The following is a 21,037-nucleotide window of genomic DNA, read 5'->3' on the forward strand; positions in this document are numbered from 1 at the left end:
ATTAGTGTCGACATGAGTAACACTATGCTGATTGAAACCATTAGAAATGTTATTGGATGATTTAACATATTGAGTATTTTAGCAAATTTTTAAACATACTATGAGTAAAGGGGAAATAAATGCAGGAAGCATCAAAAAAAGAAGCGAAGCTGATTGGTATCGCAATGATTGCGGGATTAATAATAGGGCTTATTCTCTATTCTACAGGATACAGTGATTTAGCATCATATTTAAAACCTATCGGAACCATCTTTATTAGATTACTGAAAATGGTAATCATTCCTCTTGTCCTATCATCTATTTTTATGGCCATGTATAATTTAGGAACTCCTGAAGCCTTAGGTTCTATGGGAAGAAAAGCTGTTGGATACTATTTTGTAACAACTGCTTTCGCTGTTTTTTTAGGACTAATATTTGTTAACTTAATTAATCCTGGTGTTGGTATGGGAGCAGCTCTTCAAGACAAAGCTGGGCTAGATGGCCTGTCCGAAGTTATGGCACAAAAGGTTACTCAATCTAAGGGATTATATCAGACAATTATTGATGTATTAATAAATGCGATTCCAAGTAATCCATTTGAAGCAATGGCAACATCAACGGTATTACAAGTAATCGTATTCGCTATCATGTTTGGTATTGTTGCTCTTTATATGCCTAAGAAAGCAGCTCCAGTTGTTTCGTTTATGGAGAGTTTAGAAGCAATGACTTTAAAGCTTACTCATGTCGTGATGAAGCTAGCACCACTTGGTATTTTTGTTCTGATGATCGATATTATGGCAAAGACAGGTTTTGGAGCGATTGAATCTTTATCTAAGTATATGGCCACAGTTATTATTGGACTTGGATGCCATGCAATTTTACTTATGTTTATAGCTTCTTGGAGATTAAAGAAATCTCCACTGTTTATTCTTAAAAGTTTAAGTGCTCCATTACTGACTGCTTTTTCAACTTCTTCTTCTGCTGCTACACTTCCTATTACAATGACTACAGTTGAAGAGAATTTAGGAGTTAGAAAAGATACAGCTAAATTTGTGCTTCCTTTAGGTGCAACGATCAATATGGATGGTACTGCTCTGTACGAATCAGTGGCAGCAATTTTTATTGCTCAGGTTTATGGAATTAATTTAGATATTGGACAGCAGATCGTAATTTTCATGACAGCTTCTTTGGCGGCCATTGGTGCAGCTGCGATTCCTGGTGCAGGATTAATCACCATGAGTATTGTTCTTGGTGCAGTAGGGCTACCGATTGAAGGTATTGGACTTATTTTAGCAGTTGATAGAATACTTGATATGTTCCGTACAACAGTTAATGTTTTTGGTGATTGTGTGGGTACAATTGTAGTCGATTCAATGATGGACAAGTCTGAATTTTCAGATAGAGTAGATAAGCCAGTAATAGATGGTTAATTACCTAACTAAATAGTATTGGTATAATGGAAAAGTCTAACTAGATTGACTGAAAGAGCAATTAGTAAGACAATGTATAGAACAATTTCAGGGCCAGTAATGGCCCTTTATTAACGATAAATAAAGGATAAAGGAAGCATATGAAAGTTTGGAGACCGTTGGTTACGCAAATTTTTCTAGCAACAACTTTAATCTCTTGTTCAAATATAAGCACTGTGAATAAGAAAGCGGATGAGGCTTCGGTAGCGAAGGCTGAAGAACAAAACCTTTCTAAACATCGCTCTTGGATGAAGCAAGCTCAAGATTCTGTTGAAGACTATCATGGTAATGGTCACATGGTGGGAAGTGCCCAAATTGATCCTTCGGCCTACGAAGGAAAGACTTATTACTTATATGGCGCTGAACATTTAAAATTAGAAAATTACTATTTTGATATACCTGTTGTTTATAATGATGCAGTTAAAAAGTGGATGAATTACTTTTTAACAAGAGGTAGGGGATTTTTTGAAAGATACTCTGCTAGAGGCGGTAGATACGCGCCAGTTTTAGGGAAAATATTAGAGGATCATGGTCTTCCAAGAGATCTTATTTTTCTTGCTATGGCAGAATCTGGATTTCAAACTGGGGCTAAGTCTTGGGCCAGAGCAGTTGGTCCTTGGCAGTTTATGCCTTACACAGGAAAAAGATTTGGATTACAAATTGATTGGTATGTCGACGAAAGAAGAGACCCGATTAAAGCAACTATTGCAGCTTCTAAATATTTAAAAAGGCTCTATAGTGACTTTGGCTCTTGGGAGCTTGCAGCAGCAGCTTATAATGCTGGAGAAGGAAAGGTCGGTAGAGCAATTAGGCGTTATAAAACAGAGAATTTTTGGAATCTAAGAAAGGGAAGATACCTTAAACCAGAGACTAAGAATTATGTTCCAAAAATTATGGCACTTGCTATTATTGGAAAAAACTTAAAAACTTTTGGGTTTGATGAAATCAACTTTCACGATCCATTAGACTTTGAAGAAATTTCGGTTGCTGGTGGAATTGACTTAGTCAGTTTTGCGAAGGACTTAGGAATTGATTTTGAAGATGTTCAGTATTTAAACCCAGAGATCTTACGCTGGTTTACTCCACCTACAAAAGAGACATATACATTAAGGATTCCAGCAGGTCTAAAAGAAACATATGCTCAGTGTTGCTCTAATGTAAATTACTCTGCGGTTGCTTTTCAAAAGTACGAAGTAAGAGGAAGTAGATCTACTCTTAATGATGTTGCGAGAAAATTTAAAATTAAGAAATCTCCCTACGTTTTAGAGAGACTTAATGACTATAAGAGTAATAAGAGATTAAAGAAAGGTACTGTTGTAGTTCTTCCTTTTAGAGATGGACAATCTCGTAAGGATGAAATGTATGCAGATCTATATGAAAAGCCTAGAAAGGTTGTTGTAAGAAGAAAGAATTATAAAAAGAGAATTCGTGTTGCTAAGTCGAAGGGAAAGAAAATTGTAAACCCTTCTAGATGGTATACAGTTAAAAGAGGTGACTCTTTATGGTCTGTTGCACGAAAAACTCAAACAAATTTAGATACATTGATTGTTTCAAATCTTACAATTCTTAATCACCGGCAAATCAGGGCCGGTGATAAACTCATAATCAGATAATTTACATATCTCTATATAGGCCCGCATCAATTGCGGGCTTTTCTTTTTTGTGGCTGACAATAGCAAAATCTTCGATGTAGAATCCAATTACATACAGTAATAATCAATCATTCAACTCTTAGAGAATATTATGAGCTATTCAGATTTAAAGAAATTAAAAAAAGAAGAAGTTAAAACCACCAATAGAATAGATACCACTTCACTTGTCGTGGGTGGAGATGTATTTGCTCTTGCAACGCTTGAAGCACTTTTAAAAACGCATGCAAAAGAGGATATTCTCTTGCTTACTAAAGAAAATATTTCTCAGGATGGAGTGGGGATCAATGGCCCAGGTTCTTTAAGAGGTCAGTCTAATATCGACTATATGGAGAAGTTTTACTCTTATGCTGATATTGAAGTTACCCAAAAGAAATCAACTTACTATAAGGATTTAAAGTTTAAAGCGTTTGGCTCTAGAGGAAAGCACGAAAAGCTCTTATGGGGTGAAGAGTTCTTCACTAATCCAAGAGCAAGATATAGCAGCGAGAAAATCTTTACTTTTATGAATGATGAGAATTTTTTTGAAGATGTTTCAAAGGTAAAGCTCGAGCATATACCGAATAAGATATTTAAAGAGGACAACTTATGGGTAGTAGAGTGTACAAATGGTACACAGATATACTGCAAGAATCTCTATTGGTGCGAGTCTCCGTGGAAGTTTTATCAAGACTTTCCTAAAAAGGAGTCTCTTTCAAATGAGTTTGTTCAATTTGTTGAGGGAACCCAAACACCATGTGCGCTTCATATAAAATTAATTTTTGAAAAGGAGCTGACAAATAGACAAGAAACAATGCTTATCCCATTAAGTTACACTCATGAATGGGGACATTTTATTGGGGAATTTAAGAATGTTTGTGAAGAAAATAAAACACAAGAAGCAAATTTCTTAGCCTATATAGACGTTAATCATACAAATGAAGAAGATATTTCCAAAAAAATAAGATTATTAAAAAGAAATTTGGAAAAAATATTTCCTGCTTTTAAAGGAATTTCGTTTAAGGAATTTATCGTTTTAACAGAGAATACTGACAGTCTGAATTTTGACGATTCTTATAGTTTATCCACAGAGAAAGCTCTTGAGAATGTTTACTTCGTTAGTAGTAATGCTCCATTTATTGATTCTGCTCAAAATGAAAATAACTTTGGAGATTCCGTTTATGCTTTGTCGCATATGGCAAGAGGTTTGAAAGTTTTGTCAGAAATAAAGTTAATTTTATCTAAAGAAAAGTAAAAGTATGTGATTTAAGGGTGTTGACAAATATTTTTAAAGACACGAAAATCTAGATAACCGATTAATTTAATAATATTGCAAATTTTGCAGATTAATAAAACTGATTACACGAACTGTAATCTTAAAACTTCAAGGAGAAGATTGGATGAAAAAACAAATCCTAATCGCAACAGGTTTAGCAGTACTTTCTACAAGTGCATTCGCTTCAAAGGCAAGACTAGAGGCTCTAGGTCAAAATGACGATAGAGGTTCTTTCTATGTTGAAGATGCAAGAAACATCTTTAGAAATGCTTCAAAAGTTAACACTTTCAAAAACTACATCGTAACTGAATGGGGAACTGACAATGCAGCAGCTGATACTGCAGCAGCTCCACACGCAGAAGGTGGATTCTTCAGAGAAATGGGATCATTTGCTTACGGTCTTTACTTAGGTTCTGACATTGATTCTGAAAACGCGAACAGAACAAACTACCAAGCTCAAGATAATGATCTTGACCTATTCTTTGGTGGAGATATGGGTGTACAATGGGGAGCAAGACTTCACTATGCATCTGGGAAAAACGAAACTACTGGAACTTTCAAGAAAGAACACTCTAACCTAGGTCTTGGACTTGGTATGACAATGGGTGATATCGAAGCATATGCTAACATGATCCTTTCTGATGAGTCTAAAGGTGGAGCTTCTGCTGGTGATAAGTTTGAAGCAAATGGTTTAAACATTGGTGCAGCTTATAACTTCGCAGGAAATAAATTCTTCGTAGATTATGACAAGTCTGGATATGACAACACTGTATCTGCAGTTAAAACTGAAAATGAATTAACTACTTTAACAGTTGGTGTTGGTAGAATTCACGAAGTATCTTCAACTGCAAGATTAAATATGGATGTTGCTTATGTTGCTTCAACTGAAAAAGTTAAGCCAGCTTCTGCAACTTTCGGAGAAATTAAAAACTCTACTCTTCCTGTAACTTTAGGTTTTGAAGCAGACGCAACTTCTTGGTTAGTTCTTAGAGGATCTGTTTCTCAAAACGTATTCATCAATAACAGAGAAGTTAAAGGTGCAACTACAACTACTAACAATGTTAAGTCTACAAACACTAACACTACTGATGTAACTGCTGGTGCGACTCTTAACTTTGGTAAGCTTAAAGTTGACGGTTCAATCGGTACTACTGGTGCTTCAAGAACTGCAGCTACTGCAGCTGAGCAAGGTGTACTTTCTCTTGACAACATGATGACAAGAGTTGGTGTTCACTACTGGTTCTAATTTAAATTTTTTAACTTAAATTTAAATAGAAGGCCTCACTTATGTGAGGCCTTTTTTTTTGTTTTTAAAATAATTTATCAAAATTGTTTTGTTTATATTTGACATAAATTCTTTTAAACCTGACAATAATATTTGAATCACAAATTAAAAATAATAATCACACTTTTTCAGGAGAGTTTTGGATGAAAAAGATTTTAGGTTTTACAGCTGTTGCAACTATGGGATTGGTTTCAACAACTGCACTTGCTTCTAAGGCAAGAATTTTAGCGCTTGGTGAAGAGGTAGAAGACAATTACTTCATTGAAGATAATAGATCGATCTTTACTAATGCTGCTTACATTAATAATTACGCTGATACTCTAACTCTTGAATGGGGTGGAACGGGTGCTACTTCTGGTGGAACTCTTGATCAAGATGCTGACCCAAAAGCTATGGGTGGTTTTTTGAAGAAAACGGGTAACTTCACTTACGGATTGTATTTAGGAAATGAATCAAATGTTTCATCATTTTTAAGAATACTTGCTTCTCCAACAGGTACATACCTTTCTACTGCTGATAATCAGATTGATCTTTTCTTAGGTTCTGAAACAGCTTCAGGTATTAAGTGGGGAGCTAATTTTGTATATACAAAAGATAGTAATGAGCCGGCTACAGCTGGAGCAGCTGCTTACTCAGAAGATAACGCAATGGCGGTTAGACTTGGAGCACTTGCTGATCAGTGGGAAGGTTACGTAAATCTTTCATTGGATTCTAAGTCTGAAAAGAAGAATCTTACTGTTCCTTCTAAATTTGATGGAAAGTTTGGTCTTCAAGTTGGTGGATCATATAAAATCAGTGACTATAAGTTATACGCTTCATATAAAACATTTAGCTGGGACCAAACTGGTGGTAACCAGTCTGCCGGTGTAAAGTCAGAAGGTAAGTTTAATAGATTATTTGTTGGTGCTGGTAAGTCGCATAAGATCAATTCAACAGATACTGTATCAGTTCGTGCGTACTACGATGTTCTAAATGTTGAGATGAAGTACACTGCTGATAAATCAGAACTATCAAGAACAGCTCTTCCTGTAATCGCTACTTACGAAGCTAATGCAACTTCTTGGTTAACATTGAGAGGTTCTGTTTCGTATAACTTAGTTGGTCAGTCTGAATCTAAGAGACTTTCTAAAGTTGTAAATGGTACTTACAGTAATGGTGCTGCTGTTGTTGATACACTTAAAGGGCTAGCTTTAGCATCTTATAATGGTTCAATGACTGATGGTAAAACTACTATTTCAAATGGAACTGCAGTAAATGCTGGGGCATCATTACTATTTGGTGATCTTACTATCGACGGTTTCATTGGAACTACTGCAGCTTCAAGAGCAGCAACAACTTCTGCTAAGCAAGGTGTTCTAGCTTTAGATAACCTACTTACAAGAGTTGGGATGACTTATAACTTCTAATAGTTATATTTAAAAAATTCTTTAATTGGAAAGGTCACATGGATGTGGCCTTTCTTATTTGTACTTTATCTGTCTAATGGCTTCAAATCCAGCCGCTGTTACAATACTTGCTAAATTTAAAGATCTGATATTTTCATTAAGAATTGGAAAGGCAACACTACGCTCATCGTATTCTTCTAAGAGTTCTTCGCTAAGCCCGGTACTTTCAGCTCCAAAAATCAAGTAACAATCTGACTTAATTTCTGTTTCAAAAATATTCTTTTGAGATTTCTTAGTAAAGAAGTGTAACTTGTCTTGAGAGGGCTTCTCCGTCTTTATAAACTCTTCAAAAGACATATACTCTGTCAGAGTTATATCTTTCCAGTAATCGAGTCCAGCCCGTCTTACGGCCTTCTCATCTATATCAAATCCTAGTGGATGGATGAGGATGAGTTGGGCATTTAGTGCGAGACATGTTCTACCAATTGAGCCAGTATTCCCAGGTATTTCAGGACAAACGAGAACAATTTTAAAGTTAGTTTTTTTCATAGTTTGAGAAAAAGCGCCCACGATATGTGAGCGCTTAGTGTATTTAAGAATTTTTTAGAAAATCAACAAGTGTTCTAATAATTAAACCAGATGCACCTTTAGCTGGACAGTATGCTTTGTGTCCTTGGCTATCTCCAATTCCTGCAATGTCTAAATGTGCCCAAGGGATATCATTTTTAACAAAGTTTGATAGAAAAGCCGCCGCTTTAGATGATCCACCAAAGCTTGAACCACCAATATTTTTAAGATCAGCAATAGGAGATTTCATATCTTCATGGAATTCCTTAATGATTGGAAGTTCCCACATATACTCATCTGTAGTCTTTGCAGATTTAAGAATTTTATCCGTTAGCTTCTTGTTATTACCCATAATTCCACAAACCTGATTACCAAGAGAAACTAATACGGCCCCTGTAAGAGTTGCAGAGTCAATAATAGCATCAGGCTTTTGATCACAAGCGTAGTCAAGACAGTCGGCAAGAACTAGTCTACCTTCGGCATCAGTGTTTAGGATCTCAACAGACATTCCGTTTCTTCCTTTTACTATTGAGTCTGGCATAGTTGCATGCTCATTTACAGCGTTATCAGTCATACCTAGGATACAAGTAACTTTAACATTAAGCCCTAATTTTGCTACTGCTCTAAAAGCCGCATAAACAGTCGAAGATCCTGCCATATCAAATTTCATATTCATCATTGAGCCACCTGGCTTTAATGAGTATCCACCTGTATCAAAAACAAGACCTTTTCCAACTAGAGCAATATGTTTCGTGTTCTTAGTAACTTTACTAGGAGTGTAAGTTAGGTGAACAAGTTGAGGCTCATATGCAGAACCAGCATTTACAGAAAGAAATAGACCCATTTTCTCTTTCTTTAATTCAGCTTTTCCAAGAACTTTAGATTTTACACCCTTAACGCCTTTAATATCGGCCAGAACTTGTTTAGCGTACACAGTACTTCTTAGAATGTTTGGAGCTTCGTTAACGAAGTCTCTTGCAACACCAATTGATTCAGTAACTATTAATGTAGAATCTAAAACACTTTGAAGTTTCTTAGCTGAAGTCTTTTTGATTGAACTATCAAGTATAACGTCTTTGAGTTTAGATTCATTCTTTTTAGAAAGATGGCGATCGAACTTATAAGAAGCAAGCTCCATCCCTTCTACAAGAGCGTTTAGAGACTCTTCACTTTTTGACTTTAAGACAAATCCGTCAAATTGTATTGCAACTTCTTTGTGAGTAGCTTGGAGCATAGTCGTAATTTTCGCTGCTTCATTTCTTAGGCCTTCAAAGTCTAGCTTAGTTTTATCTCCAAGACCGTAAGCTAGAACAGTAGTTCCATTGTCTAAGTGAAAAGTGAACTTATCGCCAAGAGATCCGGTGAAGTTACTAGATGTCTTAATAGATTCAAACTTTGCTTTAACGTCTTTAGACCAGTGTGTATTGGCGAGAACTTGTTGCTCTTTTGCTTTTCCTTTTGCTGGGATTGTCTTTTGAAACGCAGAAATGAGGACTAGATTTGAGCTAGAAAACTCTTTTGCTGCGAGATTTAGAGTAAATTTCATTAAAATCTCCTTTATTTTTAAAGATCTATTTAAGATCGATTAGTTGTTTATTAAAGTACGGCGAGTTAAACTATCATGATCCTAAAGAATTGCCAAAATACTAAGGAAATATTCAACCAACTATGTTTAAACTCATTCAACGGTACTTAACGGCCAACTTTATCGCTCCTTTCGTATTAAGCACATTCTTCTTTGTGGCCTTTTTACTTACTTTTCAGCTCTTTCGAATTATCAAAATAGTAATAAGTAAGGGTGTTGAATGGACCGTTGTCATGGAGCTTGTTGGCCATATTGCAATTTCTTTTATACCAATGGCCGTACCATTATCTTGTCTGTTTGCAACAATCTACACGTTAAATAAACTAAGTGATGACTCTGAAATTGTTGCTATGCGTTCTTTTGGTGTAACAAAGTTTAAACTATTTCTTCCATTTTTAATATCAGGCCTATTTATCGGCGCTTGTATTTTTTCTCTTAATAATAAAGTTATACCGGCGTCAAAAACACAATTTAAAAATACGATTATAAGACTAACTTCTACAGGGGTATTAACTGATATAAAATCAGGTCAATTTTTCACAGAAGTTCCCGGTGTAACCCTCTTTGCCGACGAAGTTGAAGAAAAGGGAAAGATGATGAAGCATGTCTTCATTCAAAAGAGTAAAAAGGGGAATCTTGCTGAACAAGTTGTTCATGCCAAAGAGGGAAGCCTAATCAAGATTTTAGATGAAAAATGGGGAGTTCCAAGCGTCCGTTTACATCTTAAAGACGGTGTTATCATAAAAAGATTTGAAGGGCAGGATGGAGAAATTGAGAAAATTCTTTTTAAAGATTACGACTTTCCGCTAACAAGTGGTGGTGCCATCACAGAATTTGTAACTAAAGACGGGATGAAGACTAACTCTGAGCTTAAAAATTCAATTAGAGATTCGGCCACTAAGTCTAAAGAATTAAAACTTACTAAAAGACAAACTATGCAAGCGTCAGCAAAGACTCAGCTTGAGTATTGGTCACGAATAAATACTCCTATACAGTGTGTACTTTTTATCTTTTTGGGATTTGTTTTTGGTATAAAACACGGACGAGGTAAAACTAAGAATACCTCTGGTAGAGCATTAAGTTTTTTACTTTCTTATTACGCGGTATTTTTCTTTGGAGTTAGTTTGTCTAGAAAGGGGATTCTAGACCCGATGATAACTACGTTCTCTCCAACTGTTGTTTCAATAGGTCTAGGAATTTATTTATACAGGAAACTAGATTGGGCCAGTTAAATGTCTTGTTCGTATTCTGACGAAGTGATGGCCTTCCCATTCTTTTTATAAATAAATAATGGAAGCTTAAAGTCTTTAGCACTTTCTTGAGGAAATACAAGAGACTTAACACCAGATCGAGTAGTAATAGTTAATGGGTCATTATTTAAGAATACTCTGGCAACATTGATATTACCCAAGAATATCCTAATAAGATCACCTCTAATAAGTAATGTTCTTCCTTGTTTAAGAACAAACTTCTTGATGGCATTATCATCAGATTTGTAGGTAATCCATGTATCTCCATCTACTGCATTAATGAATACATTTTGTTTTCCAGCAATTAATGAACTCTTAATATTATCTGGTAAATGTTGCAATTCAGTCTTGTCTGCAGAAACTGAATAGAGGGGAAGTGAAAGAGGTCTAAGTTCAACTTTCTTTTCTTTCTCTTCTTTCTTTTCTTCTTCTTGAATTTTTGGTTCTACTTTCTCAGCAACCTTTATTTCTTCTTTCTTTGGCCCTTGAGCTTTCTCAACTTTCACAGGAGCTGGTTTTACTTCAGGAGCAGTTTCGGCCTTAACTTCTACAGCTTGAGCTTCAACTTGGGGCTTTTTTGTTTCCGTTAGAGGTGTTTCTTCACTTACTTCTTGAGGCATGACATTTACTAGAGGCGTCTGGGCAACCTCATCAACTTCTTGCGCCTGCTGAGTAAGTATTTGTTCCTTATTAGTCTCAGAGCTTGAATTAATAGCAATTGTGACAACAATGATCAGCGCTAGAAAAACACCTGCAATAGTTAAATACTGAGAAGGAATCTCATTTGAAGAAGATTCCTCTGTAGGCTCATGTTCTCTTGTTGGAGTAGGTGAGTGGCTTTCAACTGCCGTAACCTCGGGAGTTACACCATAAGCTTCATTAAGAAGTTGTAGGCAGTCATTAGTATTTAAGTTAACAGTTTTTGAATAATTTTTTACGAACCCTATAACATAGGCCTTACTTGGTAAGTCATTAAATCTATTTGCTTCTAAGTGCTCAAGTATAGTCGTACTAATTTTTGTATGTTGGGAGATCACTTTAAGAGAAAGCTTTCTCTCTTCACGAGCAGCTTTAAGCACTTCACCAATTGTTAGGGCTTCAGAAAGTTCGACAGGAGTTTCAACTAACTCCTCATGCTCTGTCTCAGATGCATTTTGGATAACTTCCTGATCTTTAATGTCTTCTCTATGTTCTGTACTCATATTCATACTTATTAAAATGAAGGACTGTTATAAATATTCTTCGCCTTTTTTTCTTTTTTGCGAATTATATCGTTTTCCTTGTTCTCTATAATTTTTTGGTTCTTAATCTCATTTAATTTTAGAGTGGCCATAGAAGAAAATCTAGTAGCGGAAAAACGTTCTATAAGCTCTTGAAATTTTAATGTTGCAGCAGCGTAGTCCTTAAGCTCTAAAAGGGTTAATGCTTGCATATATGCCGGCTCTGGGTTTTCAAAACACTTTCCTTTAGTTGACTCAGTAAACCACTTTAGAGCTGAACTATAACGATATTCCTTGAAATAAATGAGTCCTAACTCATAACTTGCAGGACAGTAGTCTTGGTTTTGAGTATTTGATAAGAGTAGTTGTTCCTTAGCCTTTGTAGTATTTCCCATTTTCAGATAAATCAGTGCAATATTATAATGTGTTCTGTACTGGTGGATATAAGTCAGGTTCTTTAGGACTTCTTGGTATTGTTCAAGAGCAAGCTTGTAGTTCTTTTCTTCGAAATATAGAGAACCAAGGTTAACTCTAGCGTCAGATCCATTCTCATCTAACTCAATAGCTTTTTTTAAGTGTTCAAAAGCTAATTCCTTTTGTTTTAAAAAATAGTAGGTCATTCCCAGATTATTATGAACTTTTGGATCATTTGGATTGAGTGCTTTTGATTCCAATAGTAGTTTTAATGCCTGTCTATAATCCTTACTAATTAACATGGCCGTTCCATGCGAGTAGTATAGATCAGCTTTTTTCTCGTCGGTAGTTTTGCTCAATCTTTGGTTACTGCTACTACAAGATGTGAGTAAAATTGTTAACAAAATAATTAGTGAAAAATTCCATTTCATCTTTAAAACTCCATTTAGTGCAATATGAAAAATCGCATCTTTCATAGTGTACAGTTATACCGCATGGAAATCAACAAACTCTAATAGTGGTAAAGGTCTCAAAGTGTCGAGTACCAGGAAAAAGATCAAAGATTGTGGCATTTAAAATTTCAAAATTTAAATCTAAACTTTTGAGGTCTCGAATAGCTGAGCTGACCTCGCAATTGATCATAAAAATGTAATTTGGACTTAGTTTTTCGATCACTTCTTGCAAGTTCTTCATCCCAGACCTTGGTGGATCTAAAATTATAGATCGTTCTTTATTAGCTTTGGCCTCTTTTTGAATTTTACTAATGGCATCTTTAGAATAAAGGTTAATCTCTTTGAACGTTTGATGGTTTCCAAATGTGGGGGATGATGGGGGAAAGCCGTCTATGACTAATGTTTCATACTCTGTAAGCTCTTTTGATAAATTACCGCCACCTCCAAAGAGATCTAGCAGTAGATGCTCGCTAGGAACATACTTTCTAACTTCAGAGTGTAAATGAGCTTTCATTTTCTCATTCATTTGTTCATTTACTTGGCTAAAACCTCCATGGGCATAATTCTTATTAATATTTAGTTCAACTTTTCCGTCGTAATCATAAATTTCAATATGGCCTGTGTTCTTTTCAAATTTTGTGAGTTTTTCCCAAGCGTTGTCTTGGTAAATCTCCTTTACTTTATTAGAAACTGCTTGGTTTGCTATCTTACAATTCTCAATTTTTACAATTTGTGATTTAAGGGGATCAACCAAACCTAGCTCCATAGTCTCATTATTGTAGTGTAGCTGGAGTCTATTTCTGTATCCAAATCGTTCAGGTGCGCAGATGACTTCTACTTCTGCTTTAATTTGAGGCAGGTATGAAAAAAGTTTTTTTGCCGTAGTCTTCTTTATTGCTATTTCATTTTCGTAGTCTGTGTGAAGGAAATGACATCCTGCGCACTGATTGAAGTGCTCACACTCTGCTTTGATTCGTCGCTCTGAAGCCACTGTTAGTGAAGACTTCTCTAATAATCTTGAGAATATCAGTCGCCCTTTTTTCTTACTTTTAATAGGGTCGATATACCCCTCTTCGCCAGGAAGAACTTTTTCAATAAAAGCGACTTGGTCACCACTTTTACTAATTCCTTGGCCTAAAGGGTCAATATGATCAATTTTGAACTTTATTTTTTCCATAATATCCAATCGGTAAAAAGTAACTTATAAAATAAATACAACTTTAGTATTATCATGGTCTTATGGGAAAACTATCACAAAAAATTCCATTTTTATTAGAATTCTTTTTTAATGGAATTTTTATATTCTTATATTCTCTCAGAACGATTAATAAGTTGCCTTCTGCTTGGAATCTAGAAATTGTTAATAATATCATTTTATATATGGCCTATGTTGTACCTGCCGTATTGATGGTTAACGTCATTGCGAATTTCTCTAACTCGAGAGGGCTTGAGGACTTCCTGAGAAGATATATTTTTTCCATTGTTGTTTTCGTTCCCATGATTATTACGTGGGGAGATATTGAATTTGCATTTTGGCTTGCCTCTGTACATCTATTGTCCTCGGTTTTGGCCCTGTACGATGATAATGAAGAAGACACTAAGCGTGAGAAATTAAATAGGGATGGGAACTTATTCCAAGGATTGCGCTTAAGACCTGCTCAATTAGTACTACTTTCTTTCACAGGTGTTATTTTCTTAGGAACATTTTTGCTAATGCTTCCTTTTTCTTCAATTGATGGGAAAAGTATCTCCTTTATAGACGGCTTTTTTATGGCCACATCTGCTACATGTGTAACCGGCCTAGGAACTCTCTCATTACAAGATAACTTCTCTCTTTTTGGACAAGTAGTAATTCTGTGTTTGATTCAGATTGGTGGTCTTTCGATAATGACGCTTTACTCTTCAATGGCCATCTTGTTAGGTCGATCTATGCGAATGAAAGATCGTATTATTATGCAAGACTTGTTAGATGTTTCTTCTTTAGAAGAACTCTTTGCCATGATTGTCAATATTATCAAATATACTTTCTTGATTGAGCTATGGGGTGGGATTGTTCTTACTATTGCTTTTACTTTTGAGGGATTTGAATTTTCTAAAGCAATTTATTATGGATTCTTTCATAGTATTTCTGCTTTTTGCAATGCGGGATTTAGTTTATTCAACAACTCCCTTGAAAGTTACGCGACTTCACCACTTATTCATGGAACCATTGCGATATTGATCACACTAGGTGGACTTGGTTTTATTGTTTTAAAAGAGCTTAAAGAAGTTGTTACTAGTGGTAAGAAACTAGTTAGACTTGGTCTTCACTCTAAAATCGTTATTGTAACTTCAATTGTGCTTACGGTTTCAGGTGCATTATTCATTTTCTTTGGAGAGTTTTTGAATTCAATAGATTCCTATACTCTATGGGAAAAAATTCAAGTATCCGTATTCCAGTCTGTTACTCTGAGGACTGCAGGATTTAATTCAATACCTCTGACAAACTTAAATAAATACACCATCTATATGATGACATTATTTATGTTTATTGGTGGAAGTCCTGGTTCAACAGCTGGTGGTGTTAAAACGACTACTTTGGCAATTCTTTTTTATTCAATTAAGTCGACACTGATTGGAGAAAAGAAAGTAACGGTTCTAGATCGTAGAATTCCATCACCAATGGTTGTTCGTGCAACGGCACTGATGTTTATTTCTATCTTAATAACGAGTACATTTATTTTAATAATAATGAAAATTGAGCCTGAACAATCCTTTCTACCAATCTTCTTTGAAGTGATAAGTGCTTCTGGAACGGTTGGGTTAACGTTAGGAATAACTCCGTATCTCTCTGTTATGGGTAAGCTTGCCATTTCTATTTTGATGCTTATTGGAAGAATTGGTCCATTGACTTTGATTCTGGCCATTGGGCAAAGAAATAGAGATACCGGAAAGTTTGACTATCCTGACGGAAGAATTATGATTGGTTAAAGGCCCTGGAAATAGTTTAACAAGGAATATTTATGATTGTTGCAGTCATCGGACTTGGAACATTTGGTGCCAAAACAGCTGTTCGCTTATTTGAAAAAGGGGCAGAGGTTATTGCTATTGATAAGAATGATGAGCTAGTCGATAAGATTAAAGATCGTGTTACTCATGCTGTTTCCTTAGATGTAACAGATGAAAGGTCTTTGAGATCAGTAAATATTTCGGACGTAGATGTCGCAGTTGTTGCAATTGGTGACCATATTGAAATGAGTATTCTTGCAGTGACAATGCTTCGAAGATTAGGTGTGGGGAGAGTTATTGCTCGGGCAACTTCAACGCTTCATGAACATGTTCTTCAAGAAATTGGTGCATCTGAAATTATAAAAGTTGAAGAAGAAATGGGAGAGATTATAGCATCTAAGATTGTTGCTCCCCACGTTATGCAAAGATATAACTTCTCCGCAGGATATTCGATTGTAGAATTAAAGCTAGGGAAGAATTTTGAAGGTAAGACCATTGTAGAGAGTAAGATTCGTCAAAATTACAATTTAAATATTGTAGCTCTACAAAAGAAGATTCCATATATTGCTGAAGATGGAAAGTCGGCATATAGGGTTGAAATAAATGATTGTCCAATGCCTATGGATGTAATCGAATCAGATGACATTATTGTTTTAGTTGGAAGTGAAAAGAACTTTAATAAGCTTTTTGCTGACTTGGTAGAGGGGTAGAGAGTGAATTTATCACTAAAAAATAGGGTTGCAGCAAGTTTTATCATCGCCTGCTTTGTGGTTCTTGTAGTTGGCTTTACAGTTTTCTTTCACTTAAATTCTTTAAATAAAGAAATTGAATCGATTACAGTGAAGTCTAATAGAGTTTCACTTCTAACGGATGAAATTAGAATTTCTGCAGTATCCATTTTGAAATATCAAAGACGTATTCTTTCAAATAAGACATCTCCTGAGCTTGTGGAAAAGTTAGTTAACTTGTGTGATAGTTTTACTTCTCAGTTAAAGACGCTAGACTCGCTATACCGGGATGCAGATGTTAAGAGGGTTGTTGCTCAAATGCAATCCTATGTCGATTCATTGAAAGTTGTCTTAGGTAAGGCCTCTCTTTTCCATCGAGATAATATAGGGATGGCTTCAATTGGAGATTTGGCAGATAAGATCTTAGATGCCTTTAGTGAATTTCAAGATATACAATACTTTCAGTCAGTTGAAAGAGATGAAAAGATTAAGAAAATTATTAAAGAAACTAAGAGAAATATGATGATAACTCTTATTATTTCTTTTTTAGGTACAATTATTTTAGGACTGGTAGTTCCTGGGAAAATTGCCCTGCCATTTAAAAAAATTAAGGATGCGATCAGAGAGCTGCAAGATTGTAATTTTGATGTATCTATTTATTATTCTCAAGATGATGAAATTGGTGAAATCGCTCGTGAGATGAATAAGATGATTCACTCATTTAAAGTTTTTGAAGAACTAAGAACAGATAGAATTTCTCTAGAGAATAGAAAATTTGATGCTCTAGCAAACCTAGTGAAGAAACCAGTTCTTCTTGCAAATGCGAATAGCCAAATTATTTATATGAATTCTCACTTGTACTCACTACTCCAAGTTCAGTCTGAAGACGTTATTGGTAAGGTTATGACAGATACCTTAATCCCTGAAGCAATTATTTCGACTTATCAACTGGCTATTAAGCGTAGAAGTAAGATTGAAAATGCGGACATTGTTATTCCTCCAAAGAAAATTAAAGAGCTTGAAGTTGATGCTGAGGGAGCTGTTGCTCTTGAAGAGGAAGCGGATGGTCAAGAAGAAGTTGAACATGAAGTTGCCGTCAATATCTTTCAAGGATATGGAAATGTTATTCCAATCAGAGGAAAGGAAAGTTCTATGGATTACTATCTAATGGTTCTCTCAGAGGATGTTCACGTATAAAATCAAATGCTTGAAGCATTGCGCATTTCATGAGGACATATTTAATTAAAATGTCCTCTGAAGTCTTCCTAAATGCCTAAAAATTGGTTAGTATATGGTGTTTTTACATAACTATTTAAGGCACTATAAATGGATCAGAAGTTCATCAGAAATTTTTCAATCATTGCTCATATCGATCATGGCAAATCAACTCTAGCAGATAGACTCCTTGAAGAAACTAAAACAGTTACTCAAAGAGAGACTAAAGATCGCTTGCTTGATAATATGGATATTGAAAGAGAGCGTGGAATTACAATTAAGGCACAAACTGTAAGGCTTACTTATCCTGCTGCTGATGGAAATACTTACTATCTAAATCTAATCGATACTCCAGGTCATGTTGATTTCGCATATGAAGTTTCAAGATCTCTCGCTTCTTGTGATGGTGCACTACTAGTTGTAGATGCTTCCCAAGGTGTTGAGGCCCAAACTTTGGCAAATGTTTATATGGCCATGGAAAATAACTTAGAAATCTTTCCAGTTTTAAATAAGATTGATCTTCCTCATGCTGACGTAGATAAAGTGAAGCAAGAAATTGAAGATATCGTTGGTATTGATGCAATGGATGCAGATGAGGTTTCTGCAAAGTCTGGAATTGGAATTAAAGAATTATTGGAAACAATTATTAAGAAAGTTCCGGCTCCAACTGGAAATCCTAATAACGATTTACAGGCCCTAATTTTTGATTCGTGGTTTGATCCATATCAAGGAGTGGTTGTTCTTGTAAGAATTATGGAAGGAACTTTAAAGAAAAAAGATAAAATTTTCTTGAAGTTCTCTAATCAAGAATATGAAGTCATCAAGATGGGCGTTAATGAGCCTTTTTTCAAAGAAGTTCCACAGCTTGAAGCAGGTGAAGTTGGAATGCTTATTTGTGGAATTAAGACCGTTCGAGATGTAAAAATTGGCGATACAGTAGTTCATGCAAAGAAGAAAGACACGCCTAATCTTCCGGGCTATTCAGAAGTAAAGCCAATGGTTTTTTGCGGGATATTCCCTGTTGATTCAGTTGATTATGAAGATCTTAAAGAGTCTTTAGAGAAGCTCGCTTTAAATGATTCGTCATTTACTTATGAACCTGAAACTTCTGGAGCTCTTGGGTTTGGTTATAGATGTGGTTTTTTAGGTCTTCTTCATATGAGTATTATTCAAGAAAGGCTTGAAAGAGAATTTGAACTCAATCTTATTTCTACTGCGCCTTCAGTGGCCTATAAAGTTACTATGCCTGGTGGCGATATCATTGATGTTGAAAACCCTGCGGACCTACCAGAAGTTGGATTATTTGAGTCTATTGATGAACCTCTTGTAAAGATATCTATTCACCTACCAAATGAATTCGTTGGTAGAATTATTAAACTATGTGAAGAGAGAAGAGGTATTCAAACAGGTTTAAATTATATAACAGAAGAAAGAGTTCAAATAACCTATGATCTACCACTAAGTGAAATGGTTTTTGATTTTTATGACAAGTTAAAAGGAATGTCTAAGGGTTACGCCTCAATGGATTATGAGTTTAAAGGTTATGAACCTTCAAACTTAGTTAAAGTTGATATTTTATTAAATTCTGAAAAAGTAGATGCTCTATCTCTTATCTGTCATCGTGATAGTGCTTACAATAAAGGTAAGCAACTTGTAGAGAGATTAAGAAAAATAATTGATAGACAGCAATTCGATATTGCAATTCAAGCCGCAATTGGGGCCAAGATTATTTCTAGAGAAACTGTTAAGGCCTTAAGAAAGAACGTTTTAGCAAAATGTTACGGTGGGGATATTTCAAGAAAGAGAAAACTTCTTGAGAAGCAAAAAGCAGGTAAGAAGAGAATGAAAATGGTTGGAAGCGTTGAGATTCCACAAGAAGCCTTTCTTGCTGTACTTAAGGTAGATGATTAGTATGATTGAAAAAGTGATGGAACACTTAAATAAGGCCCTCGATATTTATAGTGTTGGTGAACACTATGAGACGATGCTTGAGGCGAAGAATCAATACTTTGGCTTAACTGGTCAAGTTTTTGAAGAAGATACTGATTATGAAAGTAGAATGTCTGCATTCAACGATTGGTATCTTTTACAATACGTATCTGAAAATGGCTGTCCGATTTGGAACTACGTTAGAGAATATGAAGTTGAAGAGTCAGTATCTAAGGCCATGCGAACTATAAAGCATTCTATTTATGAGTACGTAGGTCGAAACCTACGTAAACAGCATGTTCTTATGGATATAGTTCATGGACGTAAAATAAAGTTATCTAAAAGGGCCGTAATACCTTCACTTTTAAAAGATGATCTATTCATTGGCAGAGTCATCGAAACAGAGGGGGAGTACTTTACTCTTTCAGGGCTTTGCTTATTGCCTGGTGAAGTAAAAGGTATTTTAAAGAAGCAAGGCAAGAAAGTTAGACTTCTCAATGATCAGAAAAAAGAGATGGAGTTTCTTCTTTTAGTTGAATCTTTAAAAACAAAGTGGGTCAGATATGGCCACTTAGATGCAAAAACAATTTTTGTATTTAATTAATCTTTGCTATCTTCGAGACCTTCAAATTCACTTGTTTCACTTAAGTCATGTTTCTTACTAAAGAGGTAAGGAAAGATTCCAATTAAGTTTGAACAAACAATAATTATAAAATAGAGATTAAATAACGATGCTCCACCTTTTATATTAACGAGTTTAAATAACTCATCAAATATCAAGTGTCCTACTCCAAGTCCTGCCGGCGAAATAGGAACAGCAATTGAAATTAGTCCAATCGGTATAAATGTAAAAAGTTGTCCGATAGGGACTGAAACTTCTAGAAATGGCTCAGTTACTAGCCAGAATACCCAAATATTTCCATATTGGAGCACTAGGCTAATAAGAATGGCTAAGATAATAGACTTTTTATTTTTACCAATTAACCAAACTTGTTCAAATGTTTTCTTAAGCTTTGCTCCAATGACTGGAACTTTCTCACAAAGAAATAGGATGAGCTCTCTCGGTTTTTTTGGAAGAAAAAGTGAAACGAGAAATACTAGTGAACCCAAAAATAATATTGCATTAAAAGGAAGCAGTGTTTTCATCTTAGGTGAAAGTGCAATCATTTCTTGATAATTTACTAAAGTAAAAATACCAGTAAGAAAAATAAGACCAACTAAACCTAAGATTCTATCGATAAATACGGACATAACTAAAAATGTTTTTGGAAGCTTAGGGTCAAGATCTTTTGCATAGACTAATTTGATCAGATCTCCAGTTACTGCACCAGGTAAAAAGGTATTGAAAAATTGGCCAATCCACGTGAGTCCAATAAGCTTTCTATAGGGAAGATACTCTTTAGATTTTGTTTTTAAGATTAATCTCCACCTAACACTAGATAAGCTCACTTGAAAGATAAATAGTAAACTTGCATAGATCCAATTGTTAGAATCACTTATGAGTCGTTTCACTAATGTGAGATCTAGTTTTCCACTATTAATTAGCCATCCAATTAAGATTGCGGCTATGAGAAATTTTGCCAAAGTTTTTAGCATATTAAGGTCCGTTCTTTTTGCGGTGCGAATAATTATTTTTACTTCTATATTTAATGAAATTAATGCTATTG

Annotated in this window: 17 protein-coding genes; 11 read left to right on the forward strand and 6 right to left on the reverse strand. The window is 35.2% G+C overall.

From position 1 onward, the window contains the following. The first annotated feature begins 119 nt into the window (after window positions 1-119). The 5 genes from DPQ89_RS08720 to DPQ89_RS08740 all read left to right on the forward strand — a co-directional run bounded on the left by DPQ89_RS08720 (window position 120) and on the right by DPQ89_RS08740 (window position 7,043). Window positions 120-1,409, forward strand: coding sequence for a dicarboxylate/amino acid:cation symporter (locus tag DPQ89_RS08720; RefSeq protein ID WP_127716552.1), 1,290 nt, complete (start codon window positions 120-122; stop codon window positions 1,407-1,409). Between the two features lie 140 nt (window positions 1,410-1,549). Continuing rightward, a complete protein-coding gene (locus DPQ89_RS08725) occupies window positions 1,550-3,061 on the forward strand; it encodes a lytic transglycosylase domain-containing protein (RefSeq protein ID WP_127716553.1) in 1,512 nt (503 codons plus the stop codon). Window positions 3,062-3,191: 130 nt separating this feature from the next. Continuing rightward, window positions 3,192-4,331, forward strand: a complete 1,140-nt coding sequence (locus tag DPQ89_RS08730; RefSeq protein WP_127716554.1) for a hypothetical protein — start codon at window positions 3,192-3,194, stop codon at window positions 4,329-4,331. 145 nt (window positions 4,332-4,476) lie between these two features. Then, window positions 4,477-5,598, forward strand: coding sequence for a hypothetical protein (locus DPQ89_RS08735; RefSeq protein ID WP_127716555.1), 1,122 nt, complete (start codon window positions 4,477-4,479; stop codon window positions 5,596-5,598). 182 nt (window positions 5,599-5,780) lie between these two features. Beyond that, window positions 5,781-7,043 carry a hypothetical protein gene (locus DPQ89_RS08740; protein WP_127716556.1) on the forward strand — a complete coding sequence of 421 codons (1,263 nt, stop codon included), beginning with the start codon at window positions 5,781-5,783 and terminating at the stop codon, window positions 7,041-7,043. Window positions 7,044-7,097: 54 nt separating this feature from the next. Here DPQ89_RS08740 and DPQ89_RS08745 read toward each other — a convergent pair whose 3' ends face one another. Together DPQ89_RS08745 and DPQ89_RS08750 are read right to left on the reverse strand one after the other, a co-directional pair. Next, the gene (locus DPQ89_RS08745; protein WP_127716557.1) at window positions 7,098-7,571 is read right to left on the reverse strand and encodes a tRNA (cytidine(34)-2'-O)-methyltransferase; all 474 of its coding nucleotides are present in this window, start codon (window positions 7,569-7,571) and stop codon (window positions 7,098-7,100) included. Between the two features lie 43 nt (window positions 7,572-7,614). Further along, on the reverse strand, window positions 7,615-9,135 hold the full coding sequence (locus tag DPQ89_RS08750; protein WP_127716558.1) for a leucyl aminopeptidase: 1,521 nt from the start codon (window positions 9,133-9,135) through the stop codon (window positions 7,615-7,617). A 122-nt stretch (window positions 9,136-9,257) separates the two neighbouring features. Between DPQ89_RS08750 and DPQ89_RS08755 the strand changes: the two genes are divergently transcribed. Beyond that, window positions 9,258-10,406: an LptF/LptG family permease gene (locus tag DPQ89_RS08755; RefSeq protein ID WP_127716559.1), complete on the forward strand. Its 1,149-nt coding sequence runs from the start codon at window positions 9,258-9,260 to the stop codon at window positions 10,404-10,406. Here the strand turns inward: DPQ89_RS08755 and DPQ89_RS08760 are convergent. Genes DPQ89_RS08760 through DPQ89_RS08770 form a run of 3 tightly spaced genes read right to left on the reverse strand, consistent with a single transcriptional unit; the run spans window position 10,403 to window position 13,687 of the window. After that, entirely contained in the window at window positions 10,403-11,626 is a 1,224-nt protein-coding gene (locus DPQ89_RS08760; RefSeq protein WP_164848324.1) for a RodZ family helix-turn-helix domain-containing protein, read from the reverse strand. The two genes, DPQ89_RS08755 and DPQ89_RS08760, sit on opposite strands and share 4 nt — an antisense overlap. Before the next feature lie 11 nt (window positions 11,627-11,637). Further along, complete coding sequence (locus DPQ89_RS08765; protein WP_127716561.1) at window positions 11,638-12,534, reverse strand: tetratricopeptide repeat protein; 897 nt, start codon at window positions 12,532-12,534, stop codon at window positions 11,638-11,640. Window positions 12,535-12,559: 25 nt separating this feature from the next. Next, window positions 12,560-13,687: a hypothetical protein gene (locus DPQ89_RS08770; RefSeq protein WP_127716562.1), complete on the reverse strand. Its 1,128-nt coding sequence runs from the start codon at window positions 13,685-13,687 to the stop codon at window positions 12,560-12,562. A 62-nt stretch (window positions 13,688-13,749) separates the two neighbouring features. On the opposite strand from DPQ89_RS08770, the gene DPQ89_RS08775 reads away from it, so the two are divergent. The 5 genes from DPQ89_RS08775 (at window position 13,750) to DPQ89_RS08795 (ending at window position 19,974) form a co-directional block, all read left to right on the forward strand. Continuing rightward, window positions 13,750-15,480, forward strand: a complete 1,731-nt coding sequence (locus tag DPQ89_RS08775; protein ID WP_127716563.1) for a TrkH family potassium uptake protein — start codon at window positions 13,750-13,752, stop codon at window positions 15,478-15,480. Between the two features lie 32 nt (window positions 15,481-15,512). Beyond that, window positions 15,513-16,208 (forward strand): TrkA family potassium uptake protein, encoded by a 696-nt coding sequence (locus tag DPQ89_RS08780; RefSeq protein ID WP_127716564.1) that lies wholly within the window; start codon window positions 15,513-15,515, stop codon window positions 16,206-16,208. A gap of 3 nt (window positions 16,209-16,211) precedes the next feature. Beyond that, window positions 16,212-17,423 carry a HAMP domain-containing protein gene (locus tag DPQ89_RS08785; protein WP_127716565.1) on the forward strand — a complete coding sequence of 404 codons (1,212 nt, stop codon included), beginning with the start codon at window positions 16,212-16,214 and terminating at the stop codon, window positions 17,421-17,423. A 129-nt stretch (window positions 17,424-17,552) separates the two neighbouring features. Next, the gene (lepA, locus tag DPQ89_RS08790) at window positions 17,553-19,352 is read left to right on the forward strand and encodes a translation elongation factor 4 (protein ID WP_127716566.1); all 1,800 of its coding nucleotides are present in this window, start codon (window positions 17,553-17,555) and stop codon (window positions 19,350-19,352) included. A gap of 1 nt (window position 19,353) precedes the next feature. Continuing rightward, entirely contained in the window at window positions 19,354-19,974 is a 621-nt protein-coding gene (locus DPQ89_RS08795) for a hypothetical protein (RefSeq protein WP_127716567.1), read from the forward strand. Here the strand turns inward: DPQ89_RS08795 and DPQ89_RS08800 are convergent. Further along, the gene (locus tag DPQ89_RS08800) at window positions 19,971-20,966 is read right to left on the reverse strand and encodes a lysylphosphatidylglycerol synthase transmembrane domain-containing protein (RefSeq protein ID WP_127716568.1); all 996 of its coding nucleotides are present in this window, start codon (window positions 20,964-20,966) and stop codon (window positions 19,971-19,973) included. The genes DPQ89_RS08795 and DPQ89_RS08800 overlap by 4 nt on opposite strands. Window positions 20,967-21,037 lie beyond the last annotated feature (71 nt).

Origin of the sequence: Halobacteriovorax sp. HLS, from assembly GCF_004006665.1 — a bacterium.
Taxonomy (GTDB): domain Bacteria; phylum Bdellovibrionota; class Bacteriovoracia; order Bacteriovoracales; family Bacteriovoracaceae; genus Halobacteriovorax.